Source organism: [Clostridium] aerotolerans DSM 5434, assembly GCF_000687555.1.
Classification (GTDB): Bacteria; Bacillota; Clostridia; order Lachnospirales; family Lachnospiraceae; genus Lacrimispora; species Lacrimispora aerotolerans.
Genome location: NZ_JHWJ01000005.1, coordinates 34430 through 53430, shown reverse-complemented (window position 1 = coordinate 53430; position 19001 = coordinate 34430). Strand labels below are relative to the sequence as shown.

Annotated in this window: 14 protein-coding genes; all 14 read right to left on the bottom strand. The window is 44.9% G+C overall.

Going from position 1 to position 19001, the window contains the following annotated elements; translation table 11 throughout:
* Positions 1-2: 2 nt before the first annotated feature.
* The 14 genes from rsgA to T546_RS0108500 all read right to left on the bottom strand — a co-directional run bounded on the left by rsgA (position 3) and on the right by T546_RS0108500 (position 18808).
* The gene (gene rsgA, locus T546_RS0108565) at positions 3-881 is read right to left on the bottom strand and encodes a ribosome small subunit-dependent GTPase A (RefSeq protein ID WP_026891255.1); all 879 of its coding nucleotides are present in this window, start codon (positions 879-881) and stop codon (positions 3-5) included.
* A gap of 10 nt (positions 882-891) precedes the next feature.
* Positions 892-3051, bottom strand: coding sequence for a Stk1 family PASTA domain-containing Ser/Thr kinase (gene pknB, locus T546_RS0108560; protein WP_034598626.1), 2160 nt, complete (start codon positions 3049-3051; stop codon positions 892-894).
* On the bottom strand, positions 3048-3791 hold the full coding sequence (locus tag T546_RS0108555; protein ID WP_026891253.1) for a Stp1/IreP family PP2C-type Ser/Thr phosphatase: 744 nt from the start codon (positions 3789-3791) through the stop codon (positions 3048-3050). Before T546_RS0108555 ends, pknB begins: the two co-directional genes overlap by 4 nt.
* A 21-nt stretch (positions 3792-3812) precedes the next feature.
* The gene (gene rlmN, locus T546_RS0108550) at positions 3813-4850 is read right to left on the bottom strand and encodes a 23S rRNA (adenine(2503)-C(2))-methyltransferase RlmN (RefSeq protein WP_026891252.1); all 1038 of its coding nucleotides are present in this window, start codon (positions 4848-4850) and stop codon (positions 3813-3815) included.
* A gap of 5 nt (positions 4851-4855) precedes the next feature.
* The gene (rsmB, locus tag T546_RS0108545) at positions 4856-6184 is read right to left on the bottom strand and encodes a 16S rRNA (cytosine(967)-C(5))-methyltransferase RsmB (protein ID WP_026891251.1); all 1329 of its coding nucleotides are present in this window, start codon (positions 6182-6184) and stop codon (positions 4856-4858) included.
* The gene (locus T546_RS0108540) at positions 6177-6893 is read right to left on the bottom strand and encodes a zinc metallopeptidase (protein ID WP_026891250.1); all 717 of its coding nucleotides are present in this window, start codon (positions 6891-6893) and stop codon (positions 6177-6179) included. The genes rsmB and T546_RS0108540 overlap by 8 nt, the downstream gene beginning before the upstream one ends.
* A 2-nt stretch (positions 6894-6895) precedes the next feature.
* Positions 6896-7834 (bottom strand): methionyl-tRNA formyltransferase, encoded by a 939-nt coding sequence (gene fmt / locus T546_RS0108535; RefSeq protein WP_026891249.1) that lies wholly within the window; start codon positions 7832-7834, stop codon positions 6896-6898.
* A gap of 2 nt (positions 7835-7836) precedes the next feature.
* Positions 7837-8343: a peptide deformylase gene (gene def / locus T546_RS0108530; RefSeq protein ID WP_026891248.1), complete on the bottom strand. Its 507-nt coding sequence runs from the start codon at positions 8341-8343 to the stop codon at positions 7837-7839.
* A gap of 18 nt (positions 8344-8361) precedes the next feature.
* Complete coding sequence (gene priA / locus T546_RS0108525) at positions 8362-10590, bottom strand: replication restart helicase PriA (protein WP_026891247.1); 2229 nt, start codon at positions 10588-10590, stop codon at positions 8362-8364.
* Between the two features lie 33 nt (positions 10591-10623).
* Positions 10624-11994, bottom strand: coding sequence for a UDP-N-acetylmuramoyl-tripeptide--D-alanyl-D-alanine ligase (locus T546_RS0108520; protein WP_026891246.1), 1371 nt, complete (start codon positions 11992-11994; stop codon positions 10624-10626).
* 111 nt (positions 11995-12105) lie between these two features.
* Positions 12106-13572: a UDP-N-acetylmuramoyl-L-alanyl-D-glutamate--2,6-diaminopimelate ligase gene (locus tag T546_RS0108515; RefSeq protein WP_026891245.1), complete on the bottom strand. Its 1467-nt coding sequence runs from the start codon at positions 13570-13572 to the stop codon at positions 12106-12108.
* Between the two features lie 11 nt (positions 13573-13583).
* Entirely contained in the window at positions 13584-15254 is a 1671-nt protein-coding gene (locus T546_RS0108510; protein WP_026891244.1) for a formate--tetrahydrofolate ligase, read from the bottom strand.
* 37 nt (positions 15255-15291) lie between these two features.
* Complete coding sequence (locus tag T546_RS0108505) at positions 15292-18021, bottom strand: FtsK/SpoIIIE family DNA translocase (RefSeq protein ID WP_026891243.1); 2730 nt, start codon at positions 18019-18021, stop codon at positions 15292-15294.
* Between the two features lie 61 nt (positions 18022-18082).
* Entirely contained in the window at positions 18083-18808 is a 726-nt protein-coding gene (locus tag T546_RS0108500) for a ClpP family protease (protein WP_034598700.1), read from the bottom strand.
* Between the last annotated feature and the right edge of the window lie 193 nt (positions 18809-19001).

Below are 19001 nucleotides of genomic sequence, written 5' to 3'. Positions count from 1 at the left end.
CGTTAGTATCTCCTTTTCTCTTTCAGTTCCTGATATAACAGCCTGTAATTATCATAACGATTCTGGCTGATTTTTCCTTCTGATACGGCTTCTTTTACGCCGCAGACCTTTTCTCCGATGTGAACACAGCCAAGAAATTTACAATTTTCTTCATAAGCTTCAAATTCCGGAAAATAATCTTTCAGGCAGCCGCACTCCATATCTTCGATGTACATGGAACTAAAGCCAGGGGTGTCCATCATATAGGTATCCTGGCCGATTCCAAATAATTCCGAATGTCTGGTGGTATGCTTTCCTCTTTGTATCTTTTCGCTGATAGTACCTGTCTCCATCTCTGCCTTAGGATATAACAGATTGGTCAGCGTGGATTTTCCCACGCCAGAGGGACCTGCTAACACTGTGGTTTTCCCCTGAACCAGATCTTTAATCTCCCTGATTCCCTGTTTCTCACAGGTACTGGTAAAATACACCGGATAGCCTGCTTTTTCATAAATAGCAGCCAGCTCCCTTTGTCTTTCATCCCCTGTAAGATCAATTTTATTAAAGCAGATATTGACAGGAACCTCCTGAACCTCCATCATAACCAGAAAGCGGTCCAGAAGATTTAAATTTGGCTCAGGCTGGGTAACGGAAAACAGCACCAGTGCCTGATCCACATTGGCAACAGAAGGACGAATGAGGGCATTTTTCCTGGGTAGAATCTTATCAATATTTCCCTTTAGCTCTGTTTCATCCAGAACTGAAATATCTACATCATCTCCAACCAGAGGCTTTACGTTCTTATTTCGGAAAATTCCTTTCGCCCTGCATTCATAAAGCTTTCCATCCGCTGCTTGTACGTAATAAAATCCTGCGATCCCTTTCAATATTTTTCCTGTCATATACAATTCCTTACGATTGGGGAACCGGAACGAATGTGATGGAATAGGAATTGATTACCTCCCCTGTTTCCACATTCACAATTTCTACCGATCCGCTTGTCACACCATAAGCTCCTTCTAAATTTTTAAATGAAACCGGAAGCATCTGGTCTCCTGTTAAGGTAACTGGTGCCATAAGATCCCGAACCTCATCTCTTCCATTTACATTCTGTCTCAGCTGAATCTTTAGGGTCAGCTGAGTACTTCCTGAACCCGGTCCGATAATGTTTTGGAGGGAATAGGATTTGTCGATGGAAGCAAGGTATTTATATTTTGCCTGCTGTGTCGTTCCACTGCTTATTACAAGGTTAACCGCTGAGCCTGATTCTACCTGACTTCCAGCCGCTGCTGACTGGCTGATTACCATACCCTTAGGGACTGTCTCTGAGACTGCCTCTGACACCGCTCCCTCTGTCAGCCCCACATCAGCCAAAAGCTCTGCCGCCAGCTCCTTTGACTGTCCGGCCAGGTTTGGTACAGTTACCGGATTTGTAAGAGCAGGTCCGCTGCTTGCAGTAATGGTCACGGTATCGCCTTCCTTGGCCTCCGTTGGGCTATAGCTTATGACATAGCCATTCTGGATGCTGTCACTGTTTTTTTGCTCAATCTTAACCACCAGCTTCTTCTCTTCTAATAAAGTCTTTGCTGATGCAGCCTCCATCTTTTCAAGTCCTAAGTTGGTCAAATCAATCTTTACATATTCCGGGCCTTTGCTGACGACCACATAAACTGCTGAATATTTGTCGACCACAGTGCCGGAAGACGGATCCTGGGAAACAATATCTCCTTCTGCCACGGTATCAGAGTATACGTAATCGCTGGTCTTCATATAGAGACCGCCGTTTTCTTTTAACTTTTGCTCTGCAAGTTCCGTTGTCAGTCCCAGTACACTTGGCATCTTCACACTCTTCTCGCTTAAGGTCTCTTCTATCGATTCCACTGCCGTTGATTCCTGTGATTTAGAGGAACCGGACCGGAACAGACCGCCTACCTTTGCGAATACAACCACCAGTACAATTACTATAATAACTGCAACTAAAATACCTGCCGCAGTAAGAAGCTTTTCAATCTTAGGATTGATATCCTCGCCGGAATCCTCTTTCTTGGTCCTGGCTGTTGTCTGCCTGGGATTCTCTCCTCTTTCCGGGCGGCGTTCCTTCCTCTGATCCTTATCCCGCATTCCATGTGGGGCAGAGGGGGCATCCTGAGAAACCTTTCTCCCGGAACGAATTTGTTCCAGCTCTGGTTTTCCAATAATCACCGTCTGGGAATCATCAATTTGTGGATTCTGCTGAACAAAATCTCCATTGGGATCCACCAGAGCATGGCGTAGATCAGCCACTACCTCCTGCATGCTGCCATAACGGTATTCCGGCTTTTTCTCCGTACATTTGAGTATGATATTTTCAATCCCTACCGGGATGTCCTCGTTATAATAGCTTGGAGGTGTAATTGGGGTCTCTAAATGAGCCAGGGCCACAGTAACCGTATTCTCTCCCTGGAATGGTACCCGTCCGGCCACCATCTCATACATGGTAATGCCCAGTGAATATACATCGCTTCTGACATCACTGTATCCTCCTCTGGCCTGCTCCGGGGATATGTAATGAACCGAACCTACCGCAGTCGCGCTGAGGGTCTGAGATGTGGCTGCCCTGGCAATGCCAAAATCCGCAACCTTTACCTTGCCATCTCTGGCTATAATGATATTCTGGGGCTTGATATCTCTATGAATGATGCCTTGTTCGTGAGCCGCTGCAATACCCTGAGCGACCTGTACGGCAACACCAATGGCTTCTTTCACATCAAGGCAGCCTTTTTTTGATATATAATTTTTTAGCGTAATTCCTTCGATCAGTTCCATCACAATATAATGGAGGTTATCCTCATCAACAACATCGTATATATTCACAATGTTAGGATGAGAAAGGCGGGCTGCCGCCTGTGCTTCCATCTTGAATTTACTGACAAAATTACCGTCTGAACTGAATTCTTCTTTTAATATTTTTATGGCGACAAGGCGGTTTAATTTATGGCACAGGGCCTTATACACATATGACATACCGCCGGAACCGATTTGTTCCAGTATCTCGTATCTGTCCTGTAAAAATGTGCCAGGTCTTAGAATCATAAGCTTTCCTCCCTGCCAATTTCCGGATTTATGAGAACGACTGCAATATTGTCCTTTCCTCCGTTATCATTGGCGACTGTTATCAATTTCTCTGCCTTCTCCCCCAGTTCCAGCTCTGAACAGATAATTTCTTCCATCTCAGCGTCCTCAAGCATATTGCTGAGTCCGTCGGAACACATAAGTACATAATCTCCCGGCTCAAGGCTGACCTCAAAAAAATCGATCTCAAGCTTTTCTTCCGTACCAACCGCTCTGGTAATAATATTCTTCTTTTCACGGTAATCCCTGCTTCCCCGTTCCATCTGTCCCAGGGAAACAAGCTCTTCTACGTAGGAGTGGTCTTTTGTAATCTGCTTTAACTGATTCCGGATCAGATAAAGCCTGCTGTCCCCTACATTTGCCACATACATGGTGGAATCTTCAATCACTGCAGCTACCAGCGTTGTACCCATGCCGTTTAATTCCGCTTTGTCTCTCGACTCCTGGTAGAGCATCTGATTGACTTTTTCGATTCCGCCTCGCAGAAGGGGTATAATTTCAGAGTCTTCGGCCTGTTTTATATGCTCCACCAGATGTTCTGATATGTATCTGGACGCATAATCTCCAGCCTTATGACCGCCCATACCGTCTGCAACCAGATAAAGGTTAGGCAGATTGCCTACAGACTCAGCTGAAGCATAGACATAATCCTGATTGGCAGTTCGGACTCTTCCAATATCGGTCATAGCGCAAGCCTTCATCGCTTCGTTCTCCCTTCCGCATTATTCCTTACTGATAAAACTCTTTCTAAGCTGTCCACAGGCACCGTTAATATCCCGTCCCATTTCTCTTCTTATAGTAACATTAATTCCGTTTTTTTCAAGATAATTTTTAAAATCCAGGATGGCCTTCCGATCTGATTGCACGTAATCCCGTTCTTTTATGGGGTTGACTGGAATCAGATTTACATGGCCATTGATTCCTTTTAAAAGATCGGCAAGTGCCTTCGCTTCTTTTAGATTATCATTCACGCCGCTTACCAGACTGTATTCAAAGGTAAGCCTTCTTCCTGTCTTTTCAAAGTACTCCTGGCACGCAGACAGTACTTCTGAGAGAGAATATCGTTTTGCTATTGGCATCAGCGTTTTTCTCACTTCGTCATTGGGTGCATGAAGGGAAAGGGCCAGTGTGATCTGAAGGTCCTCATCCGCCAGTTTTTTAATTCCGGGAACGATGCCGCAGGTTGAGACAGTAATATTCCGCTGACTGATGTTAAGCCCGTTCTCATCGGTGAGAAGGCGGATAAAATCAATGAGATTGTCATAATTATCCATAGGCTCTCCAGAACCCATGACAACCACATTAGAAACTCTCTCCCCAGTCAGCTTTTGAATCCGATAAATCTGATCCAGCATCTCTGAGGCGGTTAAATTTCGTTCCAGTCCGTCAAGGGTTGACGCACAAAAACGGCAGCCCATGCGGCAGCCCACCTGAGAAGAAATGCAGACAGAATTTCCATGATTGTATTTCATCAGAACGCTTTCGATGATGTTTCCATCGGAAAGGCTGAATAAGTATTTTCTTGTTCCGTCTATTTGTGAAATTTTTTCATCTACGACCACAAGGGATGTAAATGCTGCTGACTGCAGCAATTTTTCTTTCAGAGATTTGGGAAGGTTGGTCATTTCATCATAATCAGAAGCCAGCTTTTTATGCATCCATTCATAAAGCTGCTTTGCCCGAAATGGTTTTTCTCCTAATGATGCCACAAATGAAGTGAGCTTCTCCAAATCCATAGATTTTATATCTGTTTTTTCCATTCTATTTACCTTTTTACAAATGCCGAAAGGAAAAATCCGTCACAAGGATGGATTCCCGGCAATAACTGTATATATCCTTGCTTTAAGGTGTCAGAAGAAATCCCGGCTCCAAACTTTCCGGTAAGGTCCAAAGGTTCAAATGGAAACTCACTTAAAAACCAGAGGGCATTTTCTTCATTCTCCTGTTTGTTTACGGTACATGTACTGAAAACCAGCTTCCCGCCTGGCTTTACATAGGACTGGACAACGGAGAGAATCTCTCTTTGGAGAGATGCCAGCTCTTTTAAATCCTCTGGCTTTAACCGGTATTTGATATCCGGCTTTCTACCGATGATTCCAAGTCCGGAACAGGGCAGGTCTGCAATCACAATATCTGCCTTCTCTATGGATTCCTGATCCAGAATCAACGCATCCTGAACCTTTGTGCGAATATTTTTAAATCCGCATCGATCGATGTTCTGCTGTATTAATTCCACCTTATAGGCAGTTAAGTCACGGACTTCAACCAGTCCTGTTCCATTTAGCTTATCTGCCATATGAATGCTCTTGCCACCCGGAGCTCCGCAAACATCAATGACATAATCATCCTTCTTAGGATCTGCCGCTTCCCCTACAAAAACGGAGCTTAAATCCTGTACCTGGATCCAGCCCTTTTTAAACGCCTCCAGGCTGTCTAAATAATCGTATTTCTCCAGATAAAGAACTGCATCAGAAAGCCCGGATTCCGCTACAATAACATCCTGTTCCTGTAAGCTTTTTAATATCTCTTTTCTGGTGGCATTGACATAATTGCAACGAATCGTGGTTTTTTTGTTCTTTAAAAATGATTCCATCATTGCAACTGCAGTTTCACTTCCGTATTCCTTTTCCCACATGGATACGATCCACTCAGGCATGGAAAAGCGTATGGAAGCATTGGGCCAGGAAAGGGTTTCCTTGTTTCTTGATATATTGCGGAGAACTCCGTTTACAAAGCCTTTTAAGCCGGTAAACTTTCTTTTTACAGAAAGCTTAACGGCTTCGTTGCAAACAGCGGAATCCGGTACCCGGTCCATGTATAAAAGCTGATAGACCGACATCCGCAATATGGTTCGGATGACGGGTTTCATCTTCTTTACTTTAGTACTGGAAAAAGAGTCTATGACATAATCAATCTGGAGCAGATATTCCAAGGTTCCTTCTACCAGCCTTGAAATAAAGGCCCGCTCCGATTTGTCCAGATATTGATATTTATTTAATGCCTGACGCAGTATGATATGGCTGTATCCTGACTTTTCCAGTATCTCCATGAGGATATCAAGGGCAATCTCCCTGCTGTCTGTCTCTTTAGTCATCCTGCCTTCTTCCTCCAAATAAAAATACAAGTCTTGCAAGCTGCAGCACAGTTGCTGCAAGGGCTGCCACATAGGTGAGCGCCGCCGCTCCCAGAACTTTTCTGGTGTGTCCCAGTTCTTCACTTCCTAAAATACCCACTTCACCAAGAAGATGAATGGCTCTGCTTGATGCATTAAATTCCACTGGTAATGTGACCAGCTGGAAAAGGACTGCTACGGAAAAAAGAATCAATCCTATGTTAACTAACGGAGAGCCAACGCCCCCGATGAAAAAGCCTAAAAGTATAATCGGGAAAGCCGCCTGAGAGCCGATATTGGCTACCGGAACAATGGCCCCACGAAGCTTTAAGGGAACATATCCTGTGTTGTGCTGCATGGCATGGCCGCACTCGTGGGCAGCAACACCGATGGCAGCAACTGAGGTGGAATCATAGACGGAATCGGATAGATTCACGGTCTTTGATCTTGGATCGTAATGATCCGTCAGCTGACCACTTACCGGGCGTACCTGGACATCGTAAATTCCCTGAGAATTTAAAAGCCGCTTGGCAGCTTCTGCTCCAGTCATACCTGACATGCTTCTTACTTTTGAATATTTATTGTAGGTGCTGTTTACTCTGGCTGAAGCAACCAGGGATAATAAAGCGCCAATGATTACAAATATCAAGGTGGGATCATAATAATATCCCATCATTCCTCCGTAAAACATAATCAAACACTCCTTTCAAAAACAGTGCCTTCCGCAATCTGATATCCCCGCAGAAATGCGCCGATATCCATACGCTTTTTCCCCTGCATCTGAAGCTCTTTGATGGATAAGCCGCCCTTTCCCGTCTTTACAACGAGACAATCCTTGCCTGTTTCCACCACCTGACCGCAGGTTCCTTCGTACTCTTTGTCCACAACTAGAGCGTCCCAGATTTTTATTATTTTTCCATTCCAGTCTGTATAGGCGCTGGGCCAGGGATTCAGTCCCCGGATGAGCCGTTCAATCTCAACAGCATCCATGGACCAGTCAATATCACCCATAGATTTTTTAATCATTCCAACATAGCAGGACTGTGAATCATCCTGGGGAGTTCTGACTGCGGTTTGATCTTCCAGTTTCTTCAATGTCTTTAATATTAAGGAAGCCCCAATCTGACTCAGCTTATCGTGGAGACTGCCACCGGTTTCCTTTAAATCCAGGGAAACCGCCTCCTGATCCAGCATATCTCCCGTATCAATACCCTCTGCCATAAGCATCGTGGTGATACCGCTTTCCTTTTCTCCGTGAATCACTGCATACTGTATGGGTGCTGCTCCCCTGTACTTCGGAAGAAGGGAGGCATGGATACAAATACAGCCGTATCTCGGAATATCCAGAATACTCTTTGGAAGAATCTGTCCAAACGCTGCTACAACCATGGTATCTGGGGCTAAATCAGCCAGGACCTTAACAAATTCAGGATCTCTGGCCTTAACAGGCTGGTAAACAGGGATTCCGTATTCCAAAGCCTGTTCTTTTACTGGTGGCATCTGTATTTCTTTTCCTCTGCCCTTTGATTTATCCGGCTGGGTCACTACCCCAACCACATCATGTCCAGCCTCTACCAGTGCCTTTAGAGCAGGCACGGAAAATTCAGGCGTTCCCATAAAAACAATGCGCATATTTACTCCTCTTCCTCCACATCCATGATTTCCATGTCTTCCGGAAGATCTGTAACATCCTCTAACTCACCTTCCACCTTATCCACGTAAAGATCTCCATTTAAGTGGTCGCATTCGTGGCAGATGGCGCGGGCAAGAAGCTCCTCGCCTTCCAGTTCAAACTGTTTCATCTCAATATCATAGGCTCTTACTTTTACATGGTTTGGTCTTGTTACGGTACCAGACTTTCCAGGAACGCTAAGGCAGCCTTCCGGTCCTGTCTGGCTTCCGTCGGTTTCTATAATCTCTGGATTGATGAGCACGTACTGATTGCCGTCATCTACGTCAATTACAACGATCTGTTTTAACACCCCTACCTGGGGAGCAGCAAGGCCTACGCCATTGGCTTCGTACATTGTTTCAAACATGTCTTCTACCAGTTCTATGATTCGCGGTGTGATTTCCTTCACCGGCTTACAGTGTTTTCTTAAAATTTCATCTCCAATGGTTCTAATCTTTCTAATCGCCATCTTCTCTTATCCTCTCATTTATGAAAAATCATATTGTATCAGGACCAGGTCAAATAGATCCGGACGGCCTTCTGAAAAGACGTCGATCTGATCTCTGATTTTTATTAGTATATCATAGTTTTCGTGTTTCAAGTATAAAATTTTTCTATAAATATCATTAATTTTGTATACAGAAGCCTCGGAAGGGCCAATTGTCTGTACCATTTCCTGCTCTGCCAGAGGGGCAACATAAGCTGCCACCGTCTCTGAAGCTGATATCAGAGCCACCTCATTTTTGGAAGAAAACTGAATGGTCAAAAGAACATTTGCAGGAGGGTATTTCATCATACGGCGAAATACCATTTCCTGTTCATAAAAGGCAGGATAATCCTGACTGGCCGCCGTGGTAATGGCGTAGTGTTCAGGGCTGTAGGTCTGGATCACCACATCTCCAGGCTTCTCATCTCTGCCAGCTCTTCCGGCCGCCTGGGTCAAGAGCTGAAAGGTACGTTCTGCGCCACGGTAGTCTGGCGTATATAAGGATAGATCTGCAGCCAGAACTCCTACCAGTGTTACGTTTGGAAAATCATGTCCCTTTACTATCATCTGGGTTCCGATGAGTATGTCTGCTTCTCCCTCGGAAAAGGCGGTGAGGATTTCCTCATGGCCTCCCTTTTTCTTCGTCGTATCCAGATCCATACGAAGAATCCTGGAAGATGGAAACATCTTTTTAGTCATCTGCTCGATTTTCTGGGTCCCTACTCCAAAATTGGCAATGTAGGGAGAACCGCAGGATGGACATTCATTTGGCATGGGAATGGTGTGTCCGCAGTAATGGCAGACAAGACTGCGGTTATTATGAAGGGTCAGAGTCACATCACAGTGGGGGCATCGTATGGCATCTCCACAGGACCTACAGGAAACAAAGTTCGCATACCCTCTCCGGTTGATAAACAGCATGATCTGTTCTTTTTTTGCCAGACGCTCTTCCATCTTTTCTTTTAATGGCCTGCTGAAAATGGTCTTATTGCCTTCTTTTAATTCCTGTCGCAGATCTGCTACCAATACTTTGGCCATACGGCTGTCTTTTTTCGCCCGTTCTGTCAGTAAAAAGAGGCTGTATTCCCCTCTTAAGGCCTTCGTATAGGCTTCTAAAGAGGGCGTCGCAGAACCTAAGACCAGGGAAGCATTCTGCATGGAAGCTCTTTTTTCTGCCACTTCTCTGGCATGGTATCTGGGGACTACCTCGCTTTTATAGGCTCCTTCATGCTCCTCGTCGATAAGAATCAGTCCTAAGCGGGAAAATGGGGTGAAAAGAGCAGATCTTGGGCCTATCATAATATCAATATCCCCATTTCTGGCTCGTTCAAACTGATCGTACCGTTCTCCGGCAGACAGTCTGGAATTGATGATAGATACCCGGCTTCCAAATCGACCGTAAAACCGCATCACGGTCTGATAGGTAAGCGCGATTTCAGGAATCAGGAGAATCACCTGTTTTCCCTCCTGAATCACTCGGTCAATGAGCTCCATATAGACTTCCGTTTTACCGCTTCCTGTAACGCCATGTATGAGATATGTTTTTCTTATATTCTTCGAATAATCCCTTTGAAACGCATCCACAATGGCCTGCTGTTCCTGGTTTAACAAAACATGCTGTACCTGGCTTTTCTTTAAAGTGATGGGATTTCGATATACCTCTTCGGATTCAAGACTAACCAGTCCTTTTTCTATCACAGGCTTTAACGTAGCCGCAGACAGATTCATCTGGTTGACTGCAATCTCGTAAGGAATCATGGGATTCTCTAAAAATGCCTGAAAAAGCCTGAATCTGGCCTTATAATTCTTTCTCTCGGCTTCTTCCAAAGCCTTTTCTAATTCTTCCGGCTTAAGAAGGCAGCGAAGAATCTTTTTTTCCTTTGGCTTTATCTTCTGCTTTACCGGAAGTACGGTTTTTAAAGCCTGATTCATGGTGGAACCATACTGTTCCTTTAACCACCAGGCAAGGGAAATAAGCAGGGATTCTGCCGTAACACTGTCTGTTACAATCCCTGCTATTTCTTTAATCTTATCCTTGTCATAATCTGCATGTGGGGTAATGCCGACCACATACCCTTTGCGCATGGCATTTCCCTTCCCAAAAGGTATAAGGACCAGGGATCCCACAGAAACCTCTTCGGATAGCCTTTCGGGTATCCGGTAATCAAAGGTTCTGTCTACTTTTTCATGGGAAATATCTATGATAATACGGGCATATTGTTCTGTCATTCCTTCACCTGTTTCTATGTGTATATCAAAGGATTAAACCAGATGGAACTGATCGGCCACCTGACTGAGTTTCATACTGTTTGAGCCTTTAAAGAGAACGCCGTCTCCTTCTTTTAACTCTCCTCTTAAATATGTAACAAGAGCTTCCTGCTCCATAAATTCTTTTACAAGTATTTCTTTTGACTGTTCCCTTACGGCTCTTGCAATTTCACCTGCCAGCTCTCCAAGGGTCACTACTTCAAAAATGGGGTGTTCTGCGATATACTCCCCAATTTCATAATGGTATTTGGGAGCATCTTCTCCTAGCTCTTTCATGTCGGCCAATACAGCAATCCGTCGTTTTACCTTTGTAAGAGAATTTAATACCTCAAGACCTGCTTTCATGGAGACCGGACTGGCATTATAGGTATCATCTATAATTGTCATACCATTGGCTTCATAAATCTGCTGGCGATTCTTAAAGCCGGTAAAATCACAAAGTTTTTTTGCAGCTGCTTCCAATGGAATGCCGCACTGGGAGGCAACTGCAAGGGATACCATGGCATTTAAAACATTGTGGCTTCCCATGACAGATAATTTTACCGGAACCCTCTGATCTCCGAAAACAGCTGTAAATGCAGGAAAGCCTTCTTCCAGATGTACATCTTCTGCCCGGTAATCTGCATTTTCACCAGTACCGTAGTAAATGGTTTTACATCCTTCTTTTGCTTTTGTGTCTTTTAAAAGGTCATCATCGCCATTTAAGAACAGAATTCCGCCTTCCATCAGCCCATCCTGTATGGTTAGCTTTTCTTTATAAATATTTTCCCTGGAACCAAGCTGCTCTATGTGGGTGACTCCGATGTTTGTAATCACTGCCATCTGAATGCTTGCAAGCCTAGCAATGACTGTTAATTCCCCAGGTTCGCTCATACCAAGTTCAATGACTCCAATTTCATCTTCCGGAGTGATTTCAGAAAGGGTGATGGGGACTCCCACCTGGCTGTTGTGGTTGCCAGGTGTCTTAAAAACCTTAAAACCAGCAGAAAGAGCACATGCTACCATTTCTCTGGTCGTTGTCTTTCCAACGCTTCCAGTGATACCTACCAAAGGAATGGTAAGGCGTTCTCTATAAAAGCGTCCAATAGCCTGAAGGGCGCTTTTTGTATCCTCCACCCGGATCCATGGCTTTTCAGATTCCATGGAATCGTGTTCACTGGTAAGGACAGCGGCGGCTCCATTTGAAAATGCCTGGTCAATAAACCGGTGGGCATCCACCTTTTCTCCGATTAATGGAACAAACAGGGAGTGCTCCTTCTCACTTCGGGAATCTATGCTTAAGTGCTCTAACATTGTATCCGGATTGCCACAAAGCAGTTTGCCTCCTGTTGCTTTTAAAACTTCATTTACCGTCATGTTTACCATTACTTCCTCCGTTTCCTGTACGCCTCTGGCGCACAAACCTCCCATCTGCCGTGGAAAAGCCGAAAGCCTCAAATCACAGCTTCCGGCATGTATGTTTCACTTTTGAGTATTTTATAAGTTAAGATCTTTTGCTGCCTCTAAAACCTCTTCCCGGTCGGAAAAATGGTGACGTACCCCATTCATCTCCTGGTAATCCTCGTGGCCTTTGCCTATAATGGCAATCATATCACCTGGTTTGGCATGTTCCATACTGTAACGGATGGCTTCTCTGCGGTCCGGGATTTCAATAAATTCACCACCGGTTTTTAAGATACTGCCCCGAATATCAGCGATGATATCTTCTGTCTTTTCAAATCTGGAATTATCGGCTGTAATGATTGTAAAATCCGCCAGACGGCCGGCGCTGTCTCCCATGGAGTAACGGCGGTCCTTGGCCCGGTTTCCTCCGCAGCCAAACACACAGACAAGACGCTTTGGATGATAATCTCTCAGTGTGGAAAGAAGACTTTCCATGCTTATAGCATTATGAGCGTAATCCACAATGACGGTGCATTTATCCGAGGTATGAACGATTTCCATACGGCCGTTTACACTTAAATGTTCCAGTCCATGGCAGATTCTGTCCTTTGGAAGGTCAAGGAAGCTTAAAACACTGACGGCCGCCAGTGCATTGGCCACATTGAAGCGTCCTGGAATATTGACACGAACAGGAAGGTTATATCGTCCCTTTACATCGAATTCGATTCCCACGAAATCAGGCTGGGATACAAAATGGATATTTTCAGCTTTAAAATCCGTTCCTTCCCTGTCCATGGAAAAGGTGTAGAGCTCACATGCCGCATCCTTTGTCACTTCCTGAAAATGAGCATCATCCTGATTCATGATACCCTTTTTACAGGTGTGGAATATTCTTGATTTGTAGAACAGGTACTCTTCAAAATCAACATGCTCATCCGGTCCAATGTGATCGGGAGAAATGTTGGTAAACAGGCCGTAATCAAAGGTAATGCCTGCCACCCGGTGCATTTTGTAAGCCTGGGAGGATACTTCCATTACCATGTATTGGCACCCGGCTTCTACCATGCTTTTAAATGCCTCATGAAGTTCATAGGATTCCGGTGTTGTATTCTTGGTAGGAGTTACGGCCTCACCGATGACAATTCCGGTGGTGCCGATCATGCCGACTTTTTTTCCGCAGGCTTCTAAAACTGCCTTAATCATATGGGTGGTAGTGGTTTTTCCCTTGGTGCCAGTAACACCAATAGTCACCATCTTTTCTGCCGGATAACCAAACCTGGCTGCGGAAAGAAGGGCAAGAGCCTCTCTTGCATTATGTACATAGATTGCAGTTACGTCCTGAGGAAGGGAAACCTTTTCCTCAACCACGAAAACCTTGCCCCCGGCTTTAGCCACTGCCGGGATAAATTCATGGGAATCTACTTTCGTTCCCTTCATACATACAAATACAGCACCTTCTCTGGCTTTTCTGGAGTCATAAACGATTTCATCCACTTCCTCGTCAAGACTCCCCTGTAATACTTCATATTTTAAGTCTTTCAGCCAATCTTTAAACTTCATAGAAACCTCCATCAGAATAATCCGGTAATTATTCCATCTTTATTAATATCAATGCCGTCTGCCGCCGGCTTTTTAGGAAGACCAGGCATTGTCATGATGGCACCTGTCAGTACAACCACAAACCCAGCACCAGCCGAAACATAGGCATCCCTTACATTGATTTCAAATCCTTCCGGGCGGCCCAGCTTTGTCTGGTCATCAGAAAGGGAATACTGTGTTTTCGCCATACAGACTGGCAGGTTCCCAAATCCCATTTCCTCGAATTTTTTCAGGGCTTTTGAAGCTGCAGGGGCATAGGTTACTCCTTTGGCTCCGTATATTTCTTTGGCTACCGTCTCCACCTTTTCTTTTAATCCCATATCATCAGGATAAATGGGTGCAAACTTGCTTTCCTTGTTTTCCAGAGTATAGAGTACCTTCTCTGCAAGCTGGATTCCGCCTTTTCCGCCCTTTTCCCATACTTCAGACAGGGCGAATTCACAGCCTCTTTCCTCACAGAAATTCTTAACGAACTGATATTCCGCTTCTGTATCCGTAAGGAAGGAATTTAATGTGACTACGACGGGAACTCCGTATTTTTGCATGTTTTCAATGTGCTTCTCCAGATTGACGATTCCTTTTTCAAGTGCCGGGATATTTTCCTGGTTCAGCTGATCCTTTGGAAGGCCGCCGTTATATTTAAGAGCTCGGATCGTAGCAACCAGAACAATGGCGTCCGGCTTCAGTCCTGCCTTGCGGCATTTAATATCCATGAACTTTTCTGCACCTAAATCAGCACCAAATCCAGCTTCTGTCACCACAATATCTGCCAGCTTCAGGGCTGTCTTTGTGGCACGGACACTATTGCAGCCATGAGCAATGTTAGCGAATGGTCCGCCGTGAACAATGGCTCCTGTATGCTCCAGGGTCTGAATCAGGTTAGGCTTTAAAGCGTCCTTTAAAAGAGCTGCCATTGCGCCAACTGCATGAAGCTGATTAGCAGTTACCGGCTCTCCAGCATAATTATATGCCACAATAATCTTTCCTAGGCGTTCTTTTAAATCATCCATGTCATTAGCCAGACAGAGAATCGCCATAATTTCAGAGGCAACCGTAATTACAAAATGATCTTCCCTCACAAACCCTTCTGCTTTTGCCCCCAGGCCAATGACGATGTTACGAAGAGCACGGTCATTCATGTCAAGACAGCGCTTCCATATAATCTGACGGGTGTCTATCTCCAGAGCATTTCCCTGATGGATGTGATTATCCAGCAATGCGGATAACAGGTTATTGGCAGAAGTAATGGCATGAAAATCTCCGGTAAAATGAAGATTTAAGTCCTCCATAGGTACGATCTGGGCGTAACCACCTCCGGCTGCGCCTCCCTTGATTCCAAAACACGGTCCCAGAGATGGCTCTCTTAAAGCGATCATCGCCTTTTTCCCCATAACTCCAAAGGCTTCCCCAAGTCCTACTGTCGTTGTGGTCTTTCCTTCTCCTGCCGGAGTCGGATTAATGGCAGTTACTAAAACAAGCTTTCCATCCTTATTCTCTTTTACCTGTTCCCAAAGCTGGTCTGAAAGCTTTGCCTTATACTTTCCGTATAGCTCAATATCATCTTCTAAAATCCCGTAGGAAGCAGCCACTTCCTTAATAGGAAGCATAACCGCCTCCTGTGCGATTTCAATATCTGTTTTCATCCACATCATCCTCCTGTATGTAAGTTCCCTATCTATATTAATAACCCTGCTCCAACATCTCCTCAAATTCTTCCGGACTCATTAAAACCTTCCGGGGTTTGGTGCCCTCTTCTTCTCCGACTACGCCAGCTTCTGCCAGCTGGTCCATAATCCTTGCTGCACGGTTAAAGCCGATTTTAAACATCCGCTGCAGCATACCAATGGAGGCTTTATCTTTTTCAATGATGAATTTTCCTGCCTGAGCAAAATACTCATCTCGGTCATTTCCGCCATTTTTCATCTCCTGACCTCCTGGAGATGAAGAAATCATGCTTTCCACCTCAAGATCATAGTCTGGAGTCATTCCCTGTTCTGTCAGGAAATCCACCACCTTGGAAACCTCAGAATCCGAAACAAAGGCACCCTGTACACGCATGGGCTTTGGATAGCCTGCCGGATAAAACAGCATATCTCCTTTTCCCAAAAGCTTTTCCGCACCGTTCATATCAATGATGGTTCTGGAGTCCACACCGGAAGATACCGCAAAGGCAACTCTTGATGGCACATTGGCCTTGATAAGACCAGTAATGACATTAACGGAGGGACGCTGTGTTGCAATGACCAGATGGATGCCTGCCGCTCTGGCCAACTGGGCAAGACGGCAGATGGCATCTTCCACTTCTCCCGGAGCTACCATCATAAGGTCTGCAAGCTCGTCGATAATGATAACGATCTGAGGCATCTTTTTCGGTTTGTTCTCGTCGTCGATGTCTTTGATACTTTCTACTTTTGCATTATATCCTTTAATTTCCCTTACATTGTACTGGGCAAATTTATTGTAACGGTCCGTCATCTCCGCTACCGCCCAGTTCAGTGCACCGGAAGCTTTCTTAGGATCTGTAACTACCGGCAGAAGAAGGTGAGGAATTCCATTGTAAACACTTAGTTCCACTACCTTTGGATCAACCATGATCAGCTTCACATCTTCGGGATCCGCTTTAAAAATAATACTCATAATCAGAGTGTTGATACAGACGGATTTACCGGAACCAGTGGCACCGGCAATGAGCAGATGAGGCATCTTTGCAATGTCCGTAACAACCACCTGACCGCCGATGTCTTTTCCCACGGCGAATGCAATCTTAGAGGAGTGATTCTTAAAGTTCTCCGCTTCCAGAATATCCCGCAGATAAACCATATTATTCTCTTTGTTCGGTACTTCAATCCCCACCGCTGATTTCCCGGGAATGGGGGCTTCTATTCGGATATCGGCCGCAGCAAGGCTTAATTTAATATCATCAGCAAGACTGACGATCTTACTCACCTTTACGCCTTGTTCCGGATGAAGCTCATACCGGGTCACTGACGGACCACAGCTGATGTTGGTCACCGTTACTCCAACGCCGAAGTTTTGTAAGGTCTTTTGAAGCTTAATGGCAGTTTCCCTGTATTCCCTGTCAGAAAAAGCCGCTGCTTTTCCTTTTTTCAACAGCGTTACCGGTGGATACTGGTATTCCTTTTTCACCACTTCTTCTTTTTGTTTGATCTGCTGGCTGACAGATAGATCGCCTTCCTTAGCGGCTTCCTCCCGTTTGCTCACCAGTTTCTTCTGCAGGGCTTCCGTATCTGTTTCAATGATTTTTCCGGAAGCCGTAACCACTGTCCTCTGTTCTTCAGGAACTGTAAAGGTATCTGGTCTTTCTGTCGGAAGAAACTCCTCCTCTACGACTTCCATCTCCTTTAAGGTTCGACTCTCTTTCTTCATATATATAGAAGGTTCGTCTAATTCTTCCACAAATAGCTCGTCCTTTAAGTCCGGCTCAAATGGAACGATATCTTCCTCTTTCTCTTGAACAGGAGAAATGCTGCCGCTGAATACATCGGCTGGATTTGGTCGTTCCAACTCCAGAGCCGTAACGGCTGCCAGGCGTCCTGCCTGGATATCAATATCCTCTTCTAAGTATTCTTCCATGGCTGGAACAGAAACCGGCTCCATTCCTAATTCAGCTTCAAAATCCACAGCTTCTGGTTTCGCCCCAATCTGAGGCTGAAAATCACTGAGATTTGTTGCATCCAAATTAACCCCGCGAAGCTTTTGCTCTTCCCGAAGCCTTTTTCTCTCTTCCTGCCGTTCTGCGTGAATCTCTCTTCGTATATCAATATTTTCTTTTGCATGGCGGTACGCTTTTCCGCTCCCGCTCTTTACCACGTTGACAAAGGACTTTTCCGTAATACAGACTCCCGAAATAATAAGGAGTACGATAACTACCAGGTAGGCACCTACGACACCAATAATCGCAGTGAGTCCCTCAGAAAGAAGGCCTCCGATCAATCCGCCTCCCATTCCGGTCACAGAGGACTCCAGATAAATATCTATGAGAGTGGTCCCCTCACCAGGCTTGGCTCCAAATAAGAGCTGCAAAAAACCGCACAAAGAAACCAGCGCCAGTACAAAGGACGCCAGCTTAAATGCCGCTCTTGGATTTCCCTGATTTGATAAGTAAAAGGCAGTCCCAGCAAAAAGAAGTACCGGTGCGATGTATCCGATTCCTCCGAAAATACCAAGCTGCACACTGCGTAAAAACTGACCGACCACACCGCATAATCCAAAATTGCTTAAAAACAGTATGGCGGCAACCGCAAATGACATCATGATAACTACTTCTGAGTGGATAAATTCCGGCTCCGGAAGAACTACTTTTTTTCTGGGGCTGCTGTTTCCTGATCTCCCGCCTTTTCCTCTTGTCCCTTTTTTTTCTGTTGTCTTCTTCTTTGTTGTCTCAGGCACAATACTTCCCCCTTTTATCCATTGGTAACAGTATACAAAAAAATCGGGAGAATTGCAACGATTAACGGGAACCAGTTTCGATCAGCTCATATAATTTTCTTAAGGCATCCTTGATTCCGCCTACTTCATCGATCAAGCCTTCTTTTACAGTTTCTTCACCAACCAGAACGGTTCCTAAGTCTCTGGTCAGCATCTCTGTATTTAACATCAGCCGTTTTACCTGGTCATAAGCGATTTTTGCGTGACCGGATACGAAGCTTAAGATACGATCCTGAATCATTTCAAAATATTCATAGGTCTGGGCTGCTCCTATTACCATACCAGTCATACGAACCGGGTGCACCATCATGGTTCCTGTGGGAACAATAAAGGAATAGGTGGTGCTCACAGCCAGCGGAACTCCAATGGAATGACTTCCTCCCAGTACAAGGGATACGGTTGGAATGCTTAAGGAAGCAATCATCTCTGCAATGGCAAGCCCTGCATCCACGTCTCCGCCTGAGGTATTAAGAAGGACCAGAAGCCCTTCTACGGAATCATCGTCTTCAATTTCTGCAAGCTTTGGAAGGATATGATCATATTTGGTAGCTTTGCTGTTGCCGGAGAGATTTTCATGACCTTCGATTTCTCCTATAATAGAAAGTAAATGGATTTTTCTCTTATGGGCGTTATCATCAAGAGTCATTTGCCCATACTCCTCCAGCTTTTCATCTTCTTTCTGCTCTATATCTTTTTCTGTCTTTTTCTCATCGAGATTTTCTTTCCCTGTATCACCAGAAGCTCTCATTTCATTTTGCTTCTCATCTTGTACCTGGCTGTTACCATCGTTTCTTTCCTGATTATCTGCCACTTTAGAAAAACCTCCTGTTTGCTCTATTTTTGGTAGTTTTCTTATGATGTGGAGAAATGGCAAAAAATATGCTTATTATTGAAATTCCAGGGTAATCCTGTCAAATTGCCAGTCTTACGTTTTTATGACT